General features: G+C 61.2%; 20 protein-coding genes and 1 tRNA gene. 10 read left to right on the top strand and 11 right to left on the bottom strand.

The features are described from left to right. Positions 1–2 precede the first annotated feature (2 nt). Genes D3M59_RS00380 through D3M59_RS00370 form a run of 3 tightly spaced genes read right to left on the bottom strand, consistent with a single transcriptional unit; the run spans position 3 to position 2,835 of the window. Positions 3–1,397, bottom strand: coding sequence for an SPOR domain-containing protein (locus tag D3M59_RS00380; RefSeq protein WP_158581907.1), 1,395 nt, complete (start codon positions 1,395–1,397; stop codon positions 3–5). Positions 1,398–1,422: 25 nt separating this feature from the next. After that, positions 1,423–2,097: a hypothetical protein gene (locus tag D3M59_RS00375; protein ID WP_119530434.1), complete on the bottom strand. Its 675-nt coding sequence runs from the start codon at positions 2,095–2,097 to the stop codon at positions 1,423–1,425. Positions 2,098–2,109: 12 nt separating this feature from the next. Beyond that, positions 2,110–2,835 (bottom strand): ParA family protein, encoded by a 726-nt coding sequence (locus D3M59_RS00370; RefSeq protein WP_119530432.1) that lies wholly within the window; start codon positions 2,833–2,835, stop codon positions 2,110–2,112. Positions 2,836–2,976: 141 nt separating this feature from the next. Here D3M59_RS00370 and D3M59_RS00365 point away from each other — a divergent pair, with 141 nt between their 5' ends. Further along, on the top strand, positions 2,977–3,879 hold the full coding sequence (locus D3M59_RS00365; RefSeq protein ID WP_119530430.1) for an SPOR domain-containing protein: 903 nt from the start codon (positions 2,977–2,979) through the stop codon (positions 3,877–3,879). Here the strand turns inward: D3M59_RS00365 and serB are convergent. Beyond that, positions 3,876–4,742, bottom strand: a complete 867-nt coding sequence (gene serB, locus D3M59_RS00360) for a phosphoserine phosphatase SerB (RefSeq protein WP_199662321.1) — start codon at positions 4,740–4,742, stop codon at positions 3,876–3,878. The genes D3M59_RS00365 and serB overlap by 4 nt on opposite strands. Here serB and miaA point away from each other — a divergent pair. After that, entirely contained in the window at positions 4,735–5,664 is a 930-nt protein-coding gene (miaA, locus tag D3M59_RS00355; RefSeq protein ID WP_119530426.1) for a tRNA (adenosine(37)-N6)-dimethylallyltransferase MiaA, read from the top strand. The two genes, serB and miaA, sit on opposite strands and share 8 nt — an antisense overlap. Before the next feature lie 9 nt (positions 5,665–5,673). Next, the gene (ilvC, locus tag D3M59_RS00350; RefSeq protein WP_119530424.1) at positions 5,674–6,639 is read left to right on the top strand and encodes a ketol-acid reductoisomerase; all 966 of its coding nucleotides are present in this window, start codon (positions 5,674–5,676) and stop codon (positions 6,637–6,639) included. Here the strand turns inward: ilvC and D3M59_RS11990 are convergent. The 4 genes from D3M59_RS11990 to mutL all read right to left on the bottom strand — a co-directional run bounded on the left by D3M59_RS11990 (position 6,636) and on the right by mutL (position 10,335). Continuing rightward, complete coding sequence (locus tag D3M59_RS11990; RefSeq protein ID WP_158581906.1) at positions 6,636–6,809, bottom strand: hypothetical protein; 174 nt, start codon at positions 6,807–6,809, stop codon at positions 6,636–6,638. The two genes, ilvC and D3M59_RS11990, sit on opposite strands and share 4 nt — an antisense overlap. 115 nt (positions 6,810–6,924) lie before the next feature. After that, positions 6,925–7,491 (bottom strand): porin family protein, encoded by a 567-nt coding sequence (locus D3M59_RS00340; protein WP_119530420.1) that lies wholly within the window; start codon positions 7,489–7,491, stop codon positions 6,925–6,927. 260 nt (positions 7,492–7,751) lie between these two features. Further along, the gene (locus D3M59_RS00335) at positions 7,752–8,306 is read right to left on the bottom strand and encodes a porin family protein (protein ID WP_119532775.1); all 555 of its coding nucleotides are present in this window, start codon (positions 8,304–8,306) and stop codon (positions 7,752–7,754) included. Between the two features lie 256 nt (positions 8,307–8,562). Beyond that, entirely contained in the window at positions 8,563–10,335 is a 1,773-nt protein-coding gene (gene mutL, locus D3M59_RS00330) for a DNA mismatch repair endonuclease MutL (RefSeq protein WP_119530418.1), read from the bottom strand. A 152-nt stretch (positions 10,336–10,487) separates the two neighbouring features. On the opposite strand from mutL, the gene D3M59_RS00325 reads away from it, so the two are divergent. The 6 genes from D3M59_RS00325 to D3M59_RS00300 all read left to right on the top strand — a co-directional run bounded on the left by D3M59_RS00325 (position 10,488) and on the right by D3M59_RS00300 (position 16,150). Further along, positions 10,488–11,531, top strand: coding sequence for a rod shape-determining protein (locus tag D3M59_RS00325; RefSeq protein ID WP_119530416.1), 1,044 nt, complete (start codon positions 10,488–10,490; stop codon positions 11,529–11,531). Between the two features lie 8 nt (positions 11,532–11,539). Beyond that, on the top strand, positions 11,540–12,424 hold the full coding sequence (gene mreC / locus D3M59_RS00320) for a rod shape-determining protein MreC (RefSeq protein WP_119530414.1): 885 nt from the start codon (positions 11,540–11,542) through the stop codon (positions 12,422–12,424). After that, positions 12,424–12,951, top strand: coding sequence for a rod shape-determining protein MreD (gene mreD / locus D3M59_RS00315; RefSeq protein WP_119530413.1), 528 nt, complete (start codon positions 12,424–12,426; stop codon positions 12,949–12,951). Before mreC ends, mreD begins: the two co-directional genes overlap by 1 nt. Further along, entirely contained in the window at positions 12,948–14,867 is a 1,920-nt protein-coding gene (mrdA, locus tag D3M59_RS00310; RefSeq protein ID WP_119532773.1) for a penicillin-binding protein 2, read from the top strand. The genes mreD and mrdA overlap by 4 nt, the downstream gene beginning before the upstream one ends. Beyond that, entirely contained in the window at positions 14,864–15,976 is a 1,113-nt protein-coding gene (gene rodA / locus D3M59_RS00305; RefSeq protein ID WP_119530411.1) for a rod shape-determining protein RodA, read from the top strand. The genes mrdA and rodA overlap by 4 nt, the downstream gene beginning before the upstream one ends. A 98-nt stretch (positions 15,977–16,074) precedes the next feature. Beyond that, positions 16,075–16,150: transfer RNA gene (locus tag D3M59_RS00300), tRNA-Lys, on the top strand. Positions 16,151–16,166: 16 nt separating this feature from the next. Here D3M59_RS00300 and D3M59_RS00295 read toward each other — a convergent pair. From D3M59_RS00295 to acs, 3 genes are all read right to left on the bottom strand, one after another. Next, positions 16,167–18,443 (bottom strand): AfsR/SARP family transcriptional regulator, encoded by a 2,277-nt coding sequence (locus D3M59_RS00295; protein WP_147416667.1) that lies wholly within the window; start codon positions 18,441–18,443, stop codon positions 16,167–16,169. Between the two features lie 147 nt (positions 18,444–18,590). Continuing rightward, on the bottom strand, positions 18,591–18,947 hold the full coding sequence (locus D3M59_RS00290; protein ID WP_119530407.1) for a UrcA family protein: 357 nt from the start codon (positions 18,945–18,947) through the stop codon (positions 18,591–18,593). 134 nt (positions 18,948–19,081) lie between these two features. Beyond that, on the bottom strand, positions 19,082–21,016 hold the full coding sequence (gene acs / locus D3M59_RS00285; RefSeq protein ID WP_119530405.1) for an acetate--CoA ligase: 1,935 nt from the start codon (positions 21,014–21,016) through the stop codon (positions 19,082–19,084). A 93-nt stretch (positions 21,017–21,109) separates the two neighbouring features. On the opposite strand from acs, the gene D3M59_RS00280 reads away from it, so the two are divergent. Next, positions 21,110–22,111 (top strand): GDP-mannose 4,6-dehydratase, encoded by a 1,002-nt coding sequence (locus D3M59_RS00280; RefSeq protein ID WP_119532771.1) that lies wholly within the window; start codon positions 21,110–21,112, stop codon positions 22,109–22,111. Positions 22,112–22,118 lie beyond the last annotated feature (7 nt).

Genomic DNA, 22,118 nt, shown 5'->3' with positions numbered 1-22,118 from the left:
GTTTAGCGCGAAGCGAACCGTACCGGCGTGTCGTTCGACACGGCGCGGACGAAGCAGGCACGACCCTGGCGCTTCAGCAACGAGCAAAGCTGGATGGCATCGCGATCGCTGGCGAATCCCTTCACCGACAGGCGGTAGACAGTGCCCTTGCCGCTGTCGAAGCGAGCGCTGACGGGCGTGTAACCACGCAGAGACGAGAACTTGGCGCTGGCGTTGTTCCAGGCAAGCTCGATACGATCGCGCGAGGAGTAAGCTCCCAACTGGACGACAGCGCGGCTTTTAGCCTGCTTCGCTTTAGGGAGCGCGGCTCGACGGATGGACGGCAGCGAGTCCGAGAGGCGGACGGCGGCCGGCGATAGCGCCGGGCGGGCCTGACGAATCGGTGATGCCGGAGCAGCGGCGTAATCGGCGACCGGCGGAGCGGTTTCAGCAGCAGCGGCCATCGCGACCGGCAAGGCAACGGGTTCAACTGACGGTGTGGGGTTCGTGACAGCTGCGACCGGCGCCTCATAGACCGTCGCCGGCTGTGCTTCGGCAACCATGACCGGCGCTTCATAGACCGGCGCGGGCTGCACCGCGGCAACCAAGGCCTGCTGAGGCTGCGGCGTCACAGGTTCTGCTGCGGCCTGGCGAACATTTTCAACTTTATTCAGCGCAAGGCGCACCGGCTGGCCTGGATCGCTGGCGACAGGACGAATGCCGATGAAGGCAGCGACCTGGTCGGACTGCCGGGCGGGCTTGGCGAGCGCCATCCACTGCTGGATGCGACCGTCGAGCTGATCCGCCGGGACGTCCTGGCTGGCCACGACACGAGCCTGGTCCCAGTTACCGGCGAAGGCGTAGGCGAGCGCGAGGTTCTGGCGAACCGTGGCGTCAGCACCGATCGCACGGGCTGCCGGCTCCAGTATCGAAATCGCCGACTGCGGATCGCCCGCAAGAGCCAGGGCAAGACCGGTATCGGCGGCATCGAGCAAACCTTGCGCGGCGGCAAGCAATGCCTTGGCGTCTTCCGTCTTGCCCTGTGAAATCTGGACTAGCGCCAGCTTCAACACCACCTGCGGCTGCGTACCGACAAGGGTCAACGAGTCGCGATAGGCTGCTTCCGCCGACGCGAACCGGCCCGAAGCGAGGTAGCAGTTGCCCAGCAGTGCACGAAAGCCGGCGTCGTTCGGGCTGCGTTCGACAGCCCGCTCGGCGAGCGAAACGGCGTTCTGGAGATCGTTCGACGTCAGGGCGACCTGGGCACGGGTGGCAAGCGCAATGTTGGACGAGTCGACCTTACCACCAAAAATCGAGGCGCTCTTCGTGCCCGACGACCCGGGTCCCGCGCAGGCCGTCACAACGGCCATCAACGATGCGGCGGTCAGTGCGGCGCCAAGGCGCTTCGGGTTGGTCATGACTTCGTCCCCTACTTTCGTTCGTTCAGGCCCGCTTCGCTCGCGGGGCCCGTTCGGCCATCGATTCCAGTTCAGGCATCGCACCGAGCAGTTGGTCCAGCGCATCGGTCACGAGCTGCTGAGCCGACCGGCCGTCGACGGCGCAGGCAAGGCGCAGCTTCAGGTGTCGCGCCGGATCCAGACGAAGCGTGAATGCCGCCTTGCCTTTGCTGCCCGGGGCAGCGCGTGGCTTGCGCGGACGGACTGGCGCCGTAGCGCGGACCGGGATTGGCATTGCGACAATCGGCGCCGGTTCTTTGGCGACCGGTGCTTGCAATGCTTCTTCTGCCTCGGGATCATAGATCTCGGCGGTCTCGTCGACATATTCGCCGTCTTCGTCCTCGCCATCCTCGTCATGGGCGGCAAAGCGCTCGGCGATTTCCGCTTGCTGGTCGTGGACCGGCGAAGCGATCGGCGTCAGGGCCGAAATCGGATTACGCAGAGGCTGTTCGGGCAGTTCATCGCCGAATGCATCATGTTCGTCATCGCGAACTGGTGCGAGCGCCGGCTTGGGCGGTTCAAAGCCCATGTCGTTCCAGCCCAGATCTTCCAGGCCGCTGCCGCCTTGGCCGAAGCCTTGGGGGCGCATTGCGGGCCGTGCAGCACCCTTGCGAGCCAAAAGACCCGAAGAGAGCGATGCGAATGCCTTGGGTTCTCCCATCGCGTTCACTCCTTACTGGCCAACAACGCGGCGGCCGAAGCCACCGACGGGACGCGGCGAGGCAGCGACACCGATGCCGGGGGCGGCATTCGGGGCTGCGAACACGGTGCGACGGAAATTCTTTTCGAGGCGGTCGGAAATATAATCCCAAAGCTCGACAACTTCGCGAGCCGAGCGACCCTTGGGGTCGACCTCCATCACCGTACGTCCGTCGATCATCGAAGCTGCGAAATCGGTGCGATGGTGAAGCGTAACTGGGGCGACCGTGCCATGCTGCGAGAGTGCAACTGCGGCTTCATAAGTGATCTTGGCTTTAGGCGTCGCGGCGTTGACGACGAAGATCAGCGGCTTGCCGGCGCGATCACACAGGTCGACGGTGGCCCCGACGGCACGAAGGTCATGCGGCGACGGGCGAGTCGGGATGACGATAAGTTCTGCAACGGCGATAACCGACTGGATCGCCATGGTTATGGCCGGCGGCGTGTCGATCACGGCGAGGCGGAAGCCCTGCTGGCGAAGCACTTCCAGGTCCGATGCGAGGCGCGCAACAGTTGTCTGCGCGAAGGCCGGCATATCTTCCTGTCGTTCATTCCACCAGTCGGCGAGCGAACCTTGCGGATCGATGTCGATAAGGCAGACGGGACCAGCGCCCGCCAGTTGCGCTTGCACCGCTAGGTGACCGGACAAGGTCGTCTTGCCCGACCCGCCCTTCTGCGATGCCATTGCCAGAACGCGCATTCTATTCCCCTCGCCAAATGACGGTCATTCGATGCTCACCTGACAGCAAAGGCCCTAAAAACTGGTTAATATTGGCCCGACCTTGTTCGCCGCCCGAGAGAGGAGCTAGGGTTAAGGAAACCTCGACCCGGGACTGGATTAATGCGAACCTTGTTGCTTGCCCTGACGATTAGCGCCGCCGCGATCCCGGCCACGGCCCAGGACGTTAAATCCGGCATCGATGCTTGGCAGAAGGGCGACGCGGCGGGCGCCGTGGCAATCTGGCGACCCCTGGCAGAGCAAGGGGATGCCGACGCGGCGTTTAATATTGGGCAGTCGTATCGTCTCGGTAAAGGCGTGCCCCTGGATCTGGCCCAAGCGCAAAGCTGGCTCGAGCGGGCGGCCCGCAAAGGCCATAACGACGCAGCCGCAACGCTGGGCCTTTTGCTCTTTCAAAACGGCAATCGGGTAACCGCGATGAGGTGGCTAAGGCAGGCTGCGGAGGCAGGCGAGCCGCGTGCGCTACTGCTGATCGGGACCGCGCTTTACAATGGCGACGGCATCGCATCTGACCCCGTCACTGCCTATGCCTACGTCAGCCGGTCCGCAGCTCAGGGGTTGGCGCAGGCCAAGGCGACCTTGGCTGACATGGACCAGATCATGCCACTTGATCAGAGGCAAAAGGGCTTGGCGCTGGCGAAAAAGCTCGCCGCCGTCCGGACATCCGACATCGCGGGCGCCCAACCAAAGGCTCTTACTAAGCCAAAAGCTCCTGCCAAGTCGACGCCGAGCAAGGTGGCGGTAGCGCTTGCGCCGCCAATCGCTCCCGTTCCTGCTGCAGCCAGTGGCGCATGGCGTATCCAGCTAGGTGCTTTCAGCCAGCGGTCGTCCGCGCAGTCGCTTTTTTCAAAGATGTCGACCAAGCTGGGCGGACTGCAGCCTTATTATATTCCAGCCGGAGCCGTGGTCCGGTTGCAGGCTGGACCATTCAGGACCCGCGCCGACGCTTCCGCAGCCTGCGCCCGCCTTGCGCCTCAGCCCTGCTTCGCGGTCGTGGCGCGCTAGTCCTCAATCCAACGTGCGCGGTTGATTCCTTGTGCCCAAAGCAAGGCATCAAGTCCGTGGTGTTCGAGGCAGGCGTCTGCCACCTCCGCAAGGACCGGTTTAGCGTGGTAGGCAATGCCCAGTCCGGCGGCCATAACCATCAGCGCGTCATTGGCTCCATCGCCAATTGCCATCGTCTCATCCGGTCGCAGCTCGAGTTCTTCACAGGCTCGAACCAAGACCTCCTGCTTCACGTGTGAATCCACGATCCGGCCGGAAGTTGAACCCGTCAGCTTTCCAGCCGCGACTTCAAGCACATTTGCTTCGAACCGATCGAAACCGACCTTCCGGGCAATCGGTTCGACAAAGGCTGTAAATCCGCCCGAGACGAGGATGGTGGTTGCGCCAAGCGCGCTCATCGTCCTGACAAGTGTTTCGGCGCCGGGATTAGGGCGGATGCGCTCGGCAAGGCATTGCGCGATGGTTTCGAACTCCAGCCCCTCAAGCAAGGCAACCCGTTCTGCAAGTGCACCAGCAAAGTCCAGTTCGCCACGCATTGCACGTTCGGTAATGTCTGCCACTTGAGGCTTCACGCCGGCATAGTCGGCCAACTCATCGATACATTCCTGGCCGATTATCGTTGAATCCATGTCCGCGACGAGTAGTCGCTTTTGACGTGGCCCCGAGGTGTGGACGATAACGTCCGCCCCTTCCCACCCTTCCAGAACCTGTCTCAGTTCCTGCGGAGGCAACGGGCTTTCAAAGTCTGCCGCATCCCCTCGGTCGATCCATCGGGTGAACTCGGCCGAATGAATGCGAGCAAGGGCTGCCTCTAACAGTCTTTCGTCGAGCCGTCCGGCTGCTATCAGCGTGGCAATGGTCACGGAAAAGCCTCCCGTCGTCGTCATTGCCGGTCCGACCGCCAGCGGCAAGTCAGCGCTAGCACTCGCGCTTGCCGAACGCAGCGGCGGCGTCATTATCAACGCCGACAGTGCACAGATTTACCGCGACCTTCCGATCCTGTCCGCGGCGCCATCGGCAGACGATCTTCGGCGAGCGGAACACCGGCTTTACGGCATTCGCGACGGGGCCGTCCCCTGTTCCGCCGCAGATTGGGCTGCGCTGGCGACAGCTGAAATCGATAAGCTTCACGTTGAAGGGCGACTGCCCATCCTGGTTGGCGGGACCGGCTTGTACCTTCGTACTTTGCTCGAAGGGATCGCGCCCGTTCCTGAGATCGAGCCCGATGTTCGAGCTCAGGTGCGCTCTGCAAGCGTTTCGGAAAACCTGGCCGCGCTCACGCCACTCGATCCGGTAGCGGCGGCCACGCTCAATCCCGGCGACACGACCCGCATCGCGCGTGCGCTCGAGGTCGTGAAATCTACGGGACGCACCCTTTCCGAGTGGCAGCAGTACAAGGAAGGCGGCATTGCCGACGGGGTCGCGGTCAGCCCGCTGTTGCTGTTACCGCCAAGGCCATGGCTGACGGATCGCTGCGATCGCCGGTTTAGCGACATGGTCCGGAGCGGCGCGATCGACGAAGTTCGGACGTTGCTCAAGCGCGGACTGGATCCGCAACTCCCCGTCATGCGGGCTATTGGCGTGCCGGAGCTATCGGCACTGTGCGATGGTTCTCTTACTGAAGAACAGGCAATTGCGGCCGGACAACTGGCGACGCGCCGTTATGCGAAGCGGCAATATACATGGTTCGCCAATCAGCCTCCTCCTGACTGGCCACGGTTCAGCGATCCATTGGACGGTGATGCTGTTGAGCGTGCGCTGGCGCTGCTTCTGATGTCGGAGTAGGCCAAGTCGATGGACCGTAAGCTCGACGCTGACATCGACTCCGCACCGCTTGCCGGATTACGCGTCGCGATCATCGGCTATGGCAATCAAGGTCGCGCGCAAGCGCTAAACCTTCGCGATAGCGGCGTCGACGTCGTCGTAGGATTGCGCGAAGCGTCATCCACTCGGAATAAAACTGCATCCGACGGCATAGCAACCGCGCCTCTGATAGACGCGGTGAGCGCCGCTGATGTGGCAATGCTGCTGGCCCCCGACGAAACTCTCGCCGCGATCTACCGTGAGATTGAGCCCGGTTTGAAAGAGGGATGCGCCCTTGGTTTCAGCCACGGCCTGGCGATCCGCTTCGGCTTCATCGTTCCGCGATCTGATCTGAGCGTTTTCATGGTCGCGCCCAAAGGGCCAGGGACCGCTCTTCGATCCCTTTACGAAGTGGGTGAAGGCATGGTCGCGCTTTATGCCGTCGCCCAGGATCCCAAAGGCGATACTGAAATGCTCGCGTTGGCTTACGGAAAGGCGATTGGCTGCGGGCGCGCCGGAATGCTCGCTTCCAGTTTTGCCGAAGAATGCGAAGCGGACCTGTTCAATGAGCAGGCAGTGGTTTGGGGCGCAGTTCCTGAGATCCTCATTGCCGGTTTCGACACGCTGGTGGAGGCGGGCGTCAGCGAGGAAGTGGCTTACATGGAATGTGTCGGCGAACTGAAGCTTCTAGCAGAACTGATCGAAGCGCGTGGCATCGCGGGCATGCGTGAAGCGATTAGCAATACTGCCGAATTGGGTGCGGTCATGGGCGGACGGCGGATTGTCGATGACGTTGTCCGCAGCCGGATGAGCGCCATCCTGGAAGAAATTAGGTCAGGCCAGTTTGCAAACGCGCTCAAGGACGAGGAAGCGTCTGGCTACCCCCTTCTTCGGGAGAGCCGGGAGACGGCTCGCACTCTTCGTGTCGAAAGTGGCCGGAAACGGCTGCAGGACTAGTCCTGCCCCTCGAGTTGCTCTGGAGACCGGTCGCCAATCGAAGCGCGTTCAGTATAAACACGCTGCAGCCGAAGGTGGGATTCCCGCGCCTTGGGATTGGTTGCCGACAATGCCTGCTCCGCCTCTTCGGCGGCTCGTCGGGCAAAATAGCCCTTGTCCTGTTCGCTCATCGCCATTCTCCCCGAGGACAGCAATAGCAGATTTCTGCGGAATTGTCTCAGCTGAAAGCGCATGAAAAAGGGGCGCCCGACGAAGCGGGCGCCCCTTCCACGTTCAGACAATCGCTTAGAAGCGGGTGCCTACGGTCAGCGCGAACTGATGACGGCTCAGGTCGGCTTCATAGTTGGAATAGCGATATTCGCCGCCAACATAGGCCTTGCCGCTCAGCGTGAACTGCGCGCCGGCACCGAGGCGGAAACCGTCAGCGTTCTCGCCTTCGGACTCGCCATCCAGCTCCGCCTTGAAGCGTGCGTTGGTATAACCGCCCTTGAGGTACACGTTCGCCGACTGGCTGACCGGGAACGTCGCGCGAAGACCAGCGTAGAGGTCGCGAGCAGCGCTCAGCGAACCGGTGTCTTCGTCGCCTTCCTTGGCGGTCGAGTCAGTAGCTTCAAGATCTGCACCCAGCGAAACGCCGCCCACGGCGAAGTCGTAGCCAAGGCCGAGACCGTAAAGAACACCCGAATCCTTGACGGTTTCATCCACGCCAAAATCTTCGAGGTCGATACGGATTGCGTCATAACCCACGAGGGCTTCGACGCGCGCGCCGGTTGGCACTGCAACCTGTGCAGCGGCCGGAGTGGCAATGAAAGCCGCGGCCGAAACGCCAAGCAGCGAAACAAACTTTTTCACTTGTATACTCCCACATATAGCAACCCCGAGCACGGCGGCAGCCGTCTCGGGGCGGTGGGCGCATATTGCGGTACTGCGTTTTAGGCAATCAATTCTTCTGCAAACCGACAGAATGCGGGATTTTCAACTAAAAGTCGGCCACTCAACTTTTAGACAGAAGTAACGCTGCAAAATTTAGTAAATAACTGTAAACACGTCGAAATATGAAAGTGGGGCGACCACCGAAGCGGCCGCCCACCCTGTCATGCTACCTGCTAGCTTTAGAAGCGGGTGCCGACCGTCATCGCGACCTGGTGGCGCTTGAGACCGTCTTCATAGTCGGAGAAACGATACTCGCCGCCGACATAGCTCTTGCCAGCAAGCGCGAACTGCGCGCCCGCGCCGAGGCGGTAGCCTTCGAAATTCTCGGCATAGCTATCGACACCGTCTGACGCCTTGAAGCGAGCATTGGTGTAGCCGCCCTTGGCGTAGACGTTGGCGGTCGGGCTGATTGCGAAGTTGACGCGGCCGCCCGCGTAAAGATCGCGGCCGGCCTTCACCGAAGCTACGTCGCTATCACCGACTTTTTGCGTGGAATCGGTGGCTTCGACGTCGGCACCAATCGAAACAGCAGACGAAAGGGGAACGTCGTAGCCGGCGCCAATGCCGTACAGAACGCCGCCATCTTCCTCGCCAAGTGCCTTGACGGAGTCATAGCCGACGAGCGCTTCGACGCGCGCACCGGCTGGGGCGCCGACTGGCGCAGCCTGGGCGAAGGCCGGCGTGGCAGCCAGGATAGCAGCCGAAGCAGCGGTCGCGGTAAGGATCTTTTTCACAAAACACTCCATTGTTGCGCCCTCCTCCCGGAAGAAAAAGGGCAAGCGGGTTCATCGCCGGAATCGCCCGAAATCCGGACAATTCCGCCAATTTCCTGTTGATGCCGGTGGAACGGCAGCCCCCATGCGCTCATCGTCAGCGGCGACTGACCGCCGGATGAACGGACCCGCTAAATGGTTCGCCCCAGCGAATGGTTCCGCTTAAATTTCAGAGGCTTTCGCTGCGAAAAAAATTTCAGCGCGGCGTTCACACGACTTATCGCCGCCCGAACAGCTTCTCGATATCGGCATGGGCGAGCTTTACCCAAGTCGGGCGGCCGTGGTTGCATTGGCCGGAGTGCGGTGTGACTTCCATCTCACGAAGCAGCGCATTCATTTCAGATACCGACAAGGTACGCCCTGCCCGGACCGAACCATGACACGCCATGGTTGCCGCGACGTGGTCGAGCCGGTCCCTGATCGTCAGCGATGTGCCGAGTTCGGAAAGCTCTGCCGCTACGTCCCGAACTAAACCGGTAACGTCCGTCTTGCCGAGCGCCGCAGGGATGGCGCGAACCAGGATAGCCGTCGGTCCGAACCGCTCTAGATCCAGGCCGAGTTCGCCAAGCTCCGACGCCGCCGCTTCCAATCGGTCGCAATCTGGCTCTTCCAGCTCGATCACATCTGGCATCAGCAATGACTGTCTGGCAACGCTTCCACCTTCCGAAGCGCGACGCATCCGCTCAAGGACAAGCCGCTCATGGGCCGCATGCTGGTCGACGATGACAAGACCGTCTTCCGCCTCCGCCACGATGTAGGTCGATGCAACCTGCCCACGTGCCACGCCAAGCGGAAAGGATGGCACTGGCTCCACGGCCGCTTCGGCCCGTGCCGCCGGTAGGGTGCGGTAGTCGAGCGTCCGGTCCAATACGCGTGCGCTATGCTCGCTGGTCGCGGCGCGTTGGTCGAATAGCCCGCCATGATCGACCGCGCGCGGCGCATGTATCGTCGGCGTTGGTTCGACCTGCCATGCAACGGGCTGCGCGAATTGCTCGCGCGCCGCGCTGCGATGGCCTGCCTCGTCGAGTGCCGCCCGGAGCCCGCCAACAATCAGTCCTCGCACCGCGGCGGGGTCTCGGAAACGAACCTCGGTCTTGGCCGGATGGACGTTGATATCCACTTCAGATGCCGGCAGTTCGACAAACAGCGCCGCAACCGGGTGACGATCGCGTGCCAACAAATCTCGATAGGCGGCACGAAGCGCACCGACGAGGAGGCGGTCTTTCACCGGCCGCGAATTGACGAATAGATACTGATGGTCGGCCATGCCGCGATTGAACGTTGGCAAGCTGATGACGCCCGTGAGGCGTAAACCGTCCCGAACACAATCGATGCCGAGACCGTGACGCTCGAGATCGCGGTCGAGCAGTGCTGCTACGCGAGTGGGTCCGTCGGACTTTTGTACAGCCAGGTTCCGACGGCCATCGTGGTCCAAGCTGAATGTCACGTCGGGCCGAGCCAGCGCGAGGCGCTTCACCGCGTCAAGGCAGGCTGAATATTCGGCTCGAGGCGAGCGAAGGAATTTGCGCCGGGCAGGTACCTTGTCGAATAACCCCTCAACCCGGACCCGGGTACCCGGTGGCAAAGCAGCCGGCCCCTCGCCTGCCCGCTCGCCATGATCAACCATGATACGCCATCCATCCATACCGAGCGGACGGCTTTCGATCGTCAGCCGCGCCACGCTCGCGATGGAAGGAAGCGCTTCGCCCCGGAAGCCAAAGCTCGTTACTTCGTCGATATGATCGTCCGGGAGTTTCGAGGTTGCATGACGCTCAAGGGCCAGCGCCATATCGGCAGGGCCCATTCCGCACCCGTCGTCGGTCACCTCGACAAGGTCGAGCCCACCAGCTGCCAGCCGAATCGCGACCGTTTGGGCACCCGCATCCAGCGCATTTTCGACCAGTTCCTTGAGAGCGCTGGCCGGCCGCTCCACGACCTCGCCGGCCGCGATGCGATTGATGAGCTCGGAGGGCAGCCTTCTTATTGACATGAAAGCAGTCCTAGCCCAATCGGATGCATGCCTTGAAGCACGGAATTTTCACCAAAATTCATGCTGCTTTCACAAGGACTTGAATAATGGGCGGTGAATCGAGCCGGCTGGGTGGCGGCTCTTTCCAAAACGGATAGCGAGACGGGGAAAGCATGTTCTGGACGCGTTGGTTCAAATGGATGTCGCACGACATGGCAATCGACCTCGGGACGGCGAATACGCTCGTCTACGTGCGGGGTCGGGGCATCGTGCTGAATGAGCCGTCGGTGGTTGCCATCGAAACGATCAACGGCGTCAAGAAGGTCAAGGCTGTCGGCGACGACGCCAAGCTGATGATGGGCAAGACCCCGGACCAGATCGAGGCGATCCGCCCGCTCCGCGACGGCGTCATTGCGGACATCGATGTCGCCGAGCAGATGATCAAGCACTTCATCCATAAGGTGCACGGCGGCAAGATGCGCGCCTGGCGCTTTCCGGAAATCGTCATTTGCGTGCCGTCGGGCTCGACCAGCGTCGAGCGCCGCGCAATCCGTGACGCCGCGTCCAATGCCGGAGCATCGCAGGTTTACCTGATCGAGGAACCGATGGCAGCAGCGATCGGCGCCGACATGCCGGTGACGCAGCCGATCGGATCTATGGTCGTGGACATCGGCGGCGGCACGACCGAAGTCGCCGTGCTTTCCTTGCGAGGCTTGGCCTACACCACATCGGTACGTGTCGGCGGCGACAAGATGGACGAAGCGATTTCCTCTTATGTCCGCCGCAACCATAATCTGCTGATCGGGGAAGCCACGGCCGAACGGATCAAGAAGGAAGTTGGTATTGCCAAGCCGCCGGTCGACGGTATCGGCACCACGGTCCACATCAAGGGCCGCGACCTCGTGAATGGCGTTCCCAAAGAGATCAGCATCAACCAGGGCCAGATCGCGGAAGCGCTGTCGGAGCCGGTCGGAACGATCGTAGAGGGCGTCCGGATCGCCCTGGAGAACACGGCACCCGAACTGGCAGCCGACATTTGCGACCAGGGCATCGTCCTGACTGGCGGCGGCGCGCTGCTGCAGGGACTGGACGAAGTGCTCCGCGACGAAACGGGTCTGCCGGTCACCGTGGCCGAGGATCCGCTGACCTGCGTCGCGCTCGGAACCGGCCGCGCGCTCGAGGAAGAGCAGTTCCGCGGCGTCCTTCAGACGGCTTGAGCTAAGCTGTGGCGGCCTCGGCGGGACCGCGCCCGGGCTGGTCCAGGCGTGCGCAGTACAGCCTGTTCTTCAGTTTCCTGGCGGTTGTCGGGGGGCTGTTGGCTGGCCTGATCATGCTTATCCTGTCGCTGGTGGCCCCGCAAAGCTATGCGGTTGTTCGCGGTGCGGCTCTTGACGTTACTGCACCGATCTCCGGCGCCCTGAGCGAAGTAACCACTACCGTCACCGGCTTGGTCGGCGGCGCGGGTGATTATTGGAACGCGGCCAACCAGAATGGCCAGTTGAAGCGTGAACGGGCAGCCTTGATGCGCCGCATGGTTGAAGCGCGCGCCATCCTGGAGGAAAATCAGCAGCTCAAGGCCGCGCTTCAGCTTCGCGAGCGGACCGAACAGGCGGTCGCGGCGGGCCGCGTTGTCGGCTCGTCGTTCGAGAGTCCACGCCGCTTCGCCGTGATTTCGGTCGGCAGTTCCGACGGCGTGAAAATCGGCATGCCGGTACGCGCGCCCGAAGGCCTGATTGGTCGCGTGATCGAAAGCGGAATGCTCGCAAGCCGTGTCTTGCTGGTGACGGATCGGGCCAACATCGTGCCCGCCCGTATTCTCCGTGGTGGCCAGCCTGTCATTTCGACCGGGCGCGGAGACGGCACGATTGACGTCCGCCCACTTGAGGTCGGGAAAAACCCGTTCAAACCGGGCGACGTTATCATCACATCGGGAACCGGTGGGCTATATCCTCCCCTCGTGCCGATCGCGAAAGTCATCCGGCTCGACGATGACGGCGCGATTGCTGTTCCGATCGCCGATCCGGCACGCGTGAGTTTTGCAATCGTTGTACCGCCATACGAGCCGGCCGCACTGGAGGTCGCGTCCCGTCCCGATAGCGGAACGCTCTGATGGTCCGGTCCGCGCTTGGCCATAAGACAGCACAGATTGGTCGAGGGCCCCGGCTTGGCGCTGACTATGTACCTGCAGCAACGGTCGTCTTGGGGTCCCTAATCGCGGTCCTGCCGATCGTATCCGCGCGGGGTTGGTGGCCCGACGCGGGATTGCTGATGCTGATTGGTTGGCGGCTGCTTCGCGCTGACGCCTGGCCGGCATGGTGGGCCGCACCGCTGGGATTCGCCAACGATTTGATTACGGGAACTCCCATCGGGCTATCTGTGGCCGTTTGGTCGGCGGTTATGATCGCCATGGACGTCCTCGACCGGCGGACCATGTGGCGCGACTATTGGATCGAGTGGGCGATCGCCTGCGTTATCGTTGGGCTGGCCGAATTTGCGCAATGGCGCATCGCAGCAATCATGGGGGCATCCGTTCCGCTCAGCATGTCGGCAGGCCCCTCCATTCTCGTCTCGGTACTCTGCTTTCCGATTGCCGCTTACATCGCGGCCCGCCTTGATCGGTGGAGGCTTGGGCGATGAAAGCAAAGCGCTTCACCGCAGCCCATCAATCGATCACCTTTTCACGACGCATGATGCTTGTCGGAGGAGCACAGGCGGCGTTCGGTGCGGCACTGCTTGCCCGTCTCGGCTATCTGTCAGTTGCCCAGAACGAGCATTATCAGCTCTTGTCCGAAAGTAATCGGGTCCAGCTGATCATTGTTCCTCCTCGGCGGGGCTGGCTGGTTGATCGCGCTGGCAAGCCAATCGCCATCAACCGTTCCGATTTTCGCGTCGATATCATCCCCGACCAGTTGGACCGTCCCACCGAGACGCTTCGCACCCTAACGCAAATCCTCAAGCTTACACCTGATGACGTCGACCGGATCATCAAGGAATTGAAGGACGCCAAGGGTTTCCGACCTGTCCAGATCGCCGAAAACGTCCCTTACGATCAGTATGCCGCAGTTACGGTCAGGCTACCCGAATTGCCGGGCGTCCAGCCGATGCGTGGCTTTTCTCGCTATTATCCGACCGGTCCTGCAGTTGGGCATCTTGTCGGCTATGTCGGAGCGGCCTCCGCGAAGGAATATGAGGCGGAGAAGAACCCACTACTCGTGACGCCAGGTTTCAAGATCGGCAAGGAAGGTCTTGAAAAGACACTGGAACAGAAGCTTCGCGGCCAGCCTGGCGGGCAGCGGGTAGAACTGACCGCGCGCGGCAAGCTCGTCCGTGAGCTCGAGCCCAAGCCAGACCGGTCGGGTCAGACCATCCAGCTCGCAATCGATGCGGGTCTCCAGGAATTTGCTGCCCGGCGCCTCGGAGAGGAATCCGGCAGCTGCACGATCCTCGACTGCCTGACCGGCGACATATTGTGCATGGCCTCGATGCCGTCATACGACCCGAACAGCTTTTCCGACGGCATCGGCCAGACCGAATGGAAAATGCTGTCGCAGGACGAACGTCGTCCGCTGAACAACAAGATCCTCTCCTCGCTCTACCCCCCGGGATCGACGATCAAGCCGATGAACGGGGTGGCCTTGCTGGCCCACGGGATTGACCCTGACGAAATCGTTCACTGTCCCGGCGGTTACCGGCTCGGCAATCGGTTCTTCCGCTGCCTCGGCCGACATGGCGCGGTGAACATGCGGCGAGCCATCGCCAAAAGCTGCAACACCTACTTCTACGCTATGGGCAACCGCGTGGGCTATGACGCTATCGCCCCCTTTGCCAAACGACTGGGATTGGGCGAAAAGTTCGACCTGCCGGTATCTAGCCAAAGCTATGGGACCGTTCCCAATAGCGAATGGAAACGCAAGCGGTACGAAGACAACAAGCGTCTCATCGACCGGCCCGACTGGACATCGTCGGACACGCTCAATGCGTCGATTGGCCAAGGTTATCTGATCGTCAATCCGCTCCAACTGGCGGTCATGGCATCGCGTATCGCATCCGGTCGCGCCCTCGCGCCGCAATTGATCGGCCGTCATACCAAGCCGGGTGACCCGATGGACATCTCGAAGGAGCATTTGGACGTCGTGCGTGGCGGCATGTGGGAGGTCGTTAACGGCGACGGCACTGCGGGTGCGAGCCGCCTGCCCCTGCCCGGCATAGAAATGTGCGGCAAAACCGGAACAGCGCAGGTCCGAAAGATCCTCGGATCACAGCGCGGCCAAGGCGGCGACTGGAAATACCGCGACCATGGCCTGTTCGTGTTCTTCGCTCCTTATGACGACCCGCGATACGCTGGTTCCGTCGTCATTGAACATGGGATGGGCGGATCGCGTGCAGCCGCGCCGGTAGCCAAGGACGTGCTGACCTATCTGTTCGACCAGGAGAAGGCTTGGGCCGCTCTCCACGCGTTGGAACAGAACTGGGGTGGGGCTTTGGCCGAGCGGACCGCGCGCCGCCAATCCCAGTTCGAAGCACTGAGCAAGCAAGGTGCGACGACGGCATGATTAGTTCCGCCATCATTCCCCAACCGCTCGCCCGGCTTCCATGGCGTCTCATCTGGCTGGTGGCGCTCATCTGCAGCATTGGCATCATCACGCTGTTTTCGGCCGCGGGTGGGAGCTGGTCGCCATGGGCCCTCAAGCAGGGTCTCATTATCCTCGCGTTCTTCGGTCTCGCGATCGGGGTCAGCACGATCCCCGAAAACTGGATCAAGCAGATGATTTTCCCCGCCTATGTGGCAATCCTGATCATGCTGATCGTGGTTGAAATGGTCGGTTTCGTCGGCAAGGGCGCACAGCGCTGGATCGACCTAGGCTTTATCCGGCTCCAGCCATCGGAATTCATGAAGCCCGCGGTCGTGCTGGTCCTAGCTCGATTTTACGACCTCCTGCCGGTCTCGGACGTGCGGCGCTGGCGGGGTTTGTGGCCGGCTGCCCTCCTTGTGCTTGTCCCTTGGGCCTTGATCCTAGTGCAGCCGGATCTTGGTACCGCGACCATGGTACTCGTGGGCGGTGTGACTGTCATGTTCGTCGCCGGCCTGCCAATGTGGTATTTCATATCGGCGGGCGCAGCGCTCGCAGCCGCGCTGCCGGTCGTCTACGCGCTGATGCACGACTACCAGCGACGGCGTGTGCTCATTTTCCTTGAACCCGAGGCTGATCCGCTGGGCGCTGGCTACCACATCAGCCAGTCCAAGATCGCCATTGGATCGGGCGGCATATGGGGCAAGGGCTATCTGAACGGCAGCCAGAGCCACCTGGACTATCTTCCCGAAGGGCACACGGATTTCGTGTTCGCCACCTTCGTCGAGGAATGGGGTCTTATCGGCGGCATTCTCCTGATCGTCGCTTTTGCGATGGTGGTGCGCTGGGGAATGAATGTCAGCCGTAAGTCGCGTTCCCGGTTCAATCAGTTAGCGGCGGCCGGCCTTTCCACGACGATCTTTTTCTATTTCACGGTCAACCTGATGATGGTCATGGGCATGGCGCCCGTCGTCGGCATTCCCCTGCCCCTTGTCAGCTACGGCGGCTCGGCAGTGATGACGGTCATGATCTGCCTAGGGTTGCTGATGGGGATGGAGCGCCAGGCGCGAACTCGATCGACACTGGCGTAATTTTCTTCGGCAAAGGCAGTTGCCAGCCCGCCCCATGGCTGTTAGAGGCCCGCCCGCGCCCCCGCTTCAAGCGGCTCCGCGCATTGCCTGACAGGCATGGACGCATAGCTCAGTTGGTAGAGCAGCTGACTCTTAATCAGCGGGTCCTAGGTTCGAGCCCTAGTGCGTCCACCATTCCTTCGGATAACAATTACGCGGCTTTGGTCTTTGCGAAATCAGCGCAGCGATAGCGTAGGCCGCGCTCAGAGCAAAAGTCAGGCCATTCGCCGCTAGCTATCCAATATTGCATAAGACCGATCCGCCGGGCCACCTGCATCATTCGGGGATCGCGGCGGATGTCCTGCAATGCGGGTCGAAATAGAACATAGGACATGTCTGCCAGCCTGTCCTTCGGCGTTCTCTGGAGCCAATTGAATACATCGTCGACCTGCCCGAATTCGGCCAAAGCCTGGATGGCATAAGCGGTCTTACCTTCCGGTTCGCCTAGGCTTGGCCTACCCAATGACGCCTTGAGCGCCTTTATTGAGGCTGCAGTCGGATTCAAGCGGGCAGCAAGGTAGGCATCAATGCTCGCACCTTTCGTGTCGTCCATGAGCCGCCGAGCCTCGCGCGGATCGCCGTAGCGCAAATGAAAGGCAAACTGAGCATCCCGAAGCGCGGCGGTTCCCGCCCACTTCTCACTCGCGTTTGCCAACTCGCGACGCGCCGCTTCGATCTGCCCAGCCCACGCCAGATGTTCGATAAGGTTTCGAGAAACAGCGGGGGACAATGGGTCAAGTTCGGCTGCCCTGCGCGCAGCCACGACGGCTTCCGCCATCCGTCCCACCGATGCAAGCGCGCCCGACTCTTCCAGCCAAATTTGCGAATTGTCGGGGACTCGCTGTTTGAGCTTTGTGATCAGTTTCAACGCTTCGCCGTACGCGCCGGGCGGCAGCAGTTCGAGTTGCGCCAAACTGATCTGAGGCAATGCTGGCACCTCCGTTCGAGCAGTGGCGAGGTCGCGCTCCAACTGCCGGCGAGCAAGGGTCAGATCTGAGCTTTTGCTTCTCGCAATCTGCATATTCCATGTGTCGGCCAGCAAAAGCAGTGCCCACGCTGGCGTGAATGCAGGCCGCCTGTTCAGGATCTCGCGCATCGTTCCGGCGACTTCCCGAGGATCGGCTTCACCCATCTCTGCGGAAGCAGCACAACCCGTCAGGAAGAGGCGAAGCGAGTCCGGGGGCAGCCCGCCGTTCTCCCTTGCGTCGAGAGTGCAACCGAGTACCCGGCCTGCCGTCAGCGAAACCTGCTGCCTGAGATCGCCCTCCAACCCTCTCCTGAACTGAAATTCCCGGGCCCAGAGGACGCTCTCACTTTTTCCATCAACCAGTAGGAGATTGGCCTTGATATTGGCGCCATTAACGTTCTCGCTAGCCCGGAAAATATAAGACGGACGTGGTTCGCCGGCCGGGGATTCCGTGAGCCGCCAGCGACCCGACCCCACTTCGGCCAACGTTCCGAGCTTGACGAGTAGATCGCGGGACAGCTGTTGCGAGTGCGGACTATTGTCAGAGGCCGCCACGGCCACGACCGGTAGGCTTGTCATTCCCAAACTGCGCAACGCCGCGAACATGCCAGCGATGGCCACAATAATCAGCCCAACAAGGATGATCACCTTATTCGTCCTACGGGCGGTGTTGGCGGGCTTCTGGTCAAACGGCTCGGCAGCATGAATTGGCGCCACATCTTGGACTTCGACGCCAGAAGACACCAAGCCCAACGGATCTTGGGTCAACTCGGCAAGCAGCCTGTCGCGTAAGGCTCCTGTTTCAGTCGCCGGTCGCACACCTAAATCACGTTCAAGCACCTCAGCCAGATCTCGGTATCTTTTTTCGATGCCAGCGGCGTGCCCAGCCTGGAATTCCGCCTGCATCGCGAGTCTGGCTCCATCCTCATTGTAGGGATCGAGCCGGGCCATATCGTCCAATATTGAAAAGGCTGCGCTTCCCTTGCCGCACGCGAGCAGCCGAGCGCACTCGTCCCTTAGACTATTCCAGATATTGGCTGTGCGTTGCCGACGCTCTTCTTCAAGCCACTCGTCGAAAGCGGAACTGATGTGATTTAGGTCGGCGTAAAAGTCTTCCTGCCCTACCTCGCCGGTCATCTGGATTGCATCATGCGCGACCCAGACGTGATCGCGATCTGATCCAAGAAGCCCGGGAGCACTTGAGCGAATCTCGAAGAGGGATTGCCGCAAGCTGGAACGTGCCTGGGATTCTCCCCGGTCTCCCCACAGCAGTTCAGTCAATTTTTCGCGCGGGATTCGGGCGCCGGCGTGAACGGCAAGATACACCAATATCGCCCGGGCTTTGCGCCCACGTGGGGTCCGATCGACGCCCATTTCATCGATGATTGCGAAACTGCCGACACAGTTCAGCCGCCAGCGCGGACGCTGTTTGGACTCGACCAATTTAAGTAGGCGGGACAAGATTTCCCCCTTCCTGCATCCAGGAACGGCCGCAGGTTAACTCGACTCGATTTTATCATAGTTTAATATAGGCCGCCAATCGGAGACGCCGATGAAGGGGCGCCGAATGACGCCCCTTCCCGTTGCTTATCGCTTGCGCTCAAGCAGCTACATGCGCGTTATGACGATGGTATTGGCGGCGAATGCCGACCCCCAAGACCCCTTCTCCAGAATGTCGTTCATTTGAAGAAGACCACCAGCACGGGCCTGCTTGAAGCAGCCGAGAGCATCGAGCTCTTCTTCGAGCGGCATGCGCGAATGATTATATTCGCACACATCCGCAGCAGCGCGGCCAATGCGGTGTTTTAGCCGGGACTGGCCCGACGTGGACGCCAAGTTCAGGTCAGCGAAGCTAACCCGTATCGTTGGCAGGTTTTCAGGATTTGCCCGGACAACGACCGGTTGCGCCGAAAGCGAACTGCCGACGAACAGTGCAGCCGCAGAAATCAATGCTAGCTTTGACATGACTCACTCCGCTCTATCCGTCTCACCCCGAGTAGCGAGCCGGTTCTCGCGGCTGTCCGAAACGCGCGTTAGTTTGCGCGCCAAAGCATCGTTAAATCTGCGTTAAATGCGACGTTAAGGAATTATAGCCGAGCTCATTGCCGACCCTCGATCAACCGGTCGACGACCGCGGGATCTGCCAAAGTCGACGTGTCGCCAAGGGTAGAAACATCACCTTCAGCGATTTTGCGAAGGATTCTCCGCATAATTTTGCCCGACCGCGTCTTGGGGAGCGCCGGGGCAAACTGGATTGCGTCCGGCGTTGCGATGGGTCCGATTTCGTGCCGAACCCATTTGATCAACTGCGACCTCAAGGCTTCATCCGGCTCCACGCCGACGTTGACGGTCACATAGGCGTAGATGCCCTGTCCCTTAATTTCGTGCGGCATTCCAACGACCGCAGCTTCAGCGACATTCTCATGAGCGACCAAGGCGCTTTCGATCTCAGCTGTGCCCATCCGGTGTCCCGAGACGTTAATGACATCGTCGATTCGGCCGGTGATCCAGTAATATCCATCCTGGTCCCGGCGGCAGCCGTCGCCAGTGAAGTACATGCCGGGGAAAGTGGTGAAGTACGTCTGGAAGAAGCGCTCGTGATCGCCCCAAACGGTCCGCATCTGTCCCGGCCAGCTGTCGGTAATGGCAAGGCATCCGTCGCCCGCGCCCTCGATTGGTGTCCCGTCGCTTTCCAGCAGGACCGGCCTGACCCCGAACATCGGCAGAGTCGCGCTGCCGGGCTTCAGCGGTACAGCTCCGGGCATAGGCGCGATCATGGCCCCGCCCGTTTCTGTCTGCCACCAGGTGTCGACGATCGGGCAGCGCCCCTCCCCGATCACCCGATGATACCATTCCCAAGCTTCGGGATTGATCGGCTCACCGACGGTGCCCAGTAGTTTGAGCGACGCGCGCGAGGTTGCTTTTACAGGCTCATCGCCTTCACGCATCAGCGCCCGCAAAGCGGTCGGCGCGGTGTAGAAGATTTCGACCCGATATTTATCGATGATCTGCCAGAATCGGCTATGGTCGGGCCAGTTGGGCACGCCTTCGAACATCACTTGCGTCGCCCCGTTAGCGAGTGGCCCGTAGACGATGTAGCTATGCCCCGTGACCCACCCGATATCGGCTGCGCACCAGTAGACCTGACCCGGACGGTAATCGAAGACGTATTGATGTGTCATCGACGTCCACACGCCGTAGCCGCCCGTCGAATGAAGCACCCCCTTGGGCTTGCCGGTGGATCCTGACGTATAGAGGATGAAAAGCGGATCCTCCGCGCCCATCTCTTCTGGTGGGCAGTGATTGCTTGCGTCGCGAACTGCGTCATCCCAGTCGACATCGCGTCCATCGACCATGGGCACTTCCGCCCCGGTCCGACGGTAGACAATCACTTTCTCGACCGAACTGCAGTGTTTCAGAGCCTCGTCGACATTCGTCTTGAGCGGAGTGGCCCGCCCGCCGCGCAGTCCCTCATCGGCTGTCACTACCAGGCTGGAATCGCAATCTTGAATGCGCCCGGCCAGCGCCTCGGGCGAAAAGCCGCCGAAGACCACGGAGTGAATGGCTCCGATCCGCGCGCAGGCCAGCATGGCGACGGCGGCCTCGGGCACCATGGGCATGTAGATGGTGACCCGACTTCCCCGCCCCGCCCCATTGGCCTTCAGCGCGTTAGCAAAGCGGCAGACCATTTCATGAAGTTGACGATAGCTGATCTGGCGGTTGGCCTCGGAGGGATCGTCCGGCTCCCAGATGATCGCGATTGTATCGCCTCGCTCGGCGAGATGGCGGTCGAGACAATTGGCGCTGAGGTTTAACGTGCCGTCAGCGAACCAGCGGATTCCGAAATCCTGCTCGTGGAAGCTGGTTTCCTTGACGGTCGTGAAAGGCCGGATCCAGTCGAGCCGCTGCGCCTCGCGTCGCCAGAAGCTGTCCGGATTCTCGACCGACTCGCGATACAGCGCGGTGTAATCATCCGCTTTCACCAGCGCATTTTCGGCCCATTGGCGGGGAACCGGGTAAACCGCATGAGTCATCGGGACCGTCTCCTTCTTCAGTTCAGCTTAGCTGCCGTAGCGTCGCTGCAAAGCCCCTCGCTTCATGAAGTTGGCTCGGCTAGCAGGCATCGCATGACCGTTCTTGTTACTGGCGCCGCCGGATTTATTGGTTCGTCGACCGCCCACGCCCTGCTCCAGCGCGGCGAAGAGGTCATAGGGATCGACAATCTCAACGATTATTACGATCCGGCGCTAAAGCGGGCCCGTGTCCAGAAGCTTCGCGACGGGTTCGGCAATGCCTTCAACTTCGAACAGGTCGATTTCGGCGATGAGCAAGCGCTGAGGGAATTCGCGAGGCCCCATCGCTTCGATCGCATCATTCACCTCGGTGCGCAGGCTGGCGTGCGCTATTCGCTCGTCAATCCGCAGGCATATGTCCGCTCCAACCTGATGGGGCAGATCAACATGCTGGAGTTGGCGCGGCACCGCGAGGTCGAGCATTTCCTCTATGCCAGCTCATCGTCCGTCTACGGAGGCAACGAGACGCTTCCGTTCCGTGTCGAAGACCGGGTCGATCATCCCATCTCGCTTTACGCCGCGACGAAGAAGGCGGACGAGTTGATGGGCGAGAGCTACTCACACCTGTTCCGCCTGCCGATGACGGGTCTGCGGTTCTTCACGGTCTATGGTCCCTGGGGCCGGCCCGACATGGCGATGTGGATTTTCACGAAAGCGCTTTTTGAAGGCCGCCCCCTGACGATCTTCAACAATGGCCAGATGAAGCGCGACTTCACCTACATTGACGACATCGTCCGCGGCGTGATCGCCTGTTTGGATGGTGCGCCTGCTGACGACGGCGAGGTAAAGGCAGGCGGCAGCAAAAGCCCCCACTCCGTCTACAATATCGGCAATCACCGTTCCGAAGACTTGATGCGGATGGTCAATTTGCTCGAGCAGGCCACCGGCCGCACCGCAGAGATGGATTTTCAACCCATGCAGCCCGGCGATGTCCGCGATACGTTCGCCGACATCAGCGCCATACAGCGCGACCATGGCTTCGAACCGTCCACGAGTATTGACGAAGGAATTCCGCGCTTCGTCGAGTGGTTCAAGGCGTATCACCGTATCGACTAGGAGCGAG

Origin of the sequence: Sphingomonas edaphi, from assembly GCF_003583725.1 — a bacterium.
Classification (GTDB): Bacteria; Pseudomonadota; Alphaproteobacteria; order Sphingomonadales; family Sphingomonadaceae; genus Sphingomicrobium; species Sphingomicrobium edaphi.
This window is presented reverse-complemented; position numbering and strand designations above follow the sequence as displayed.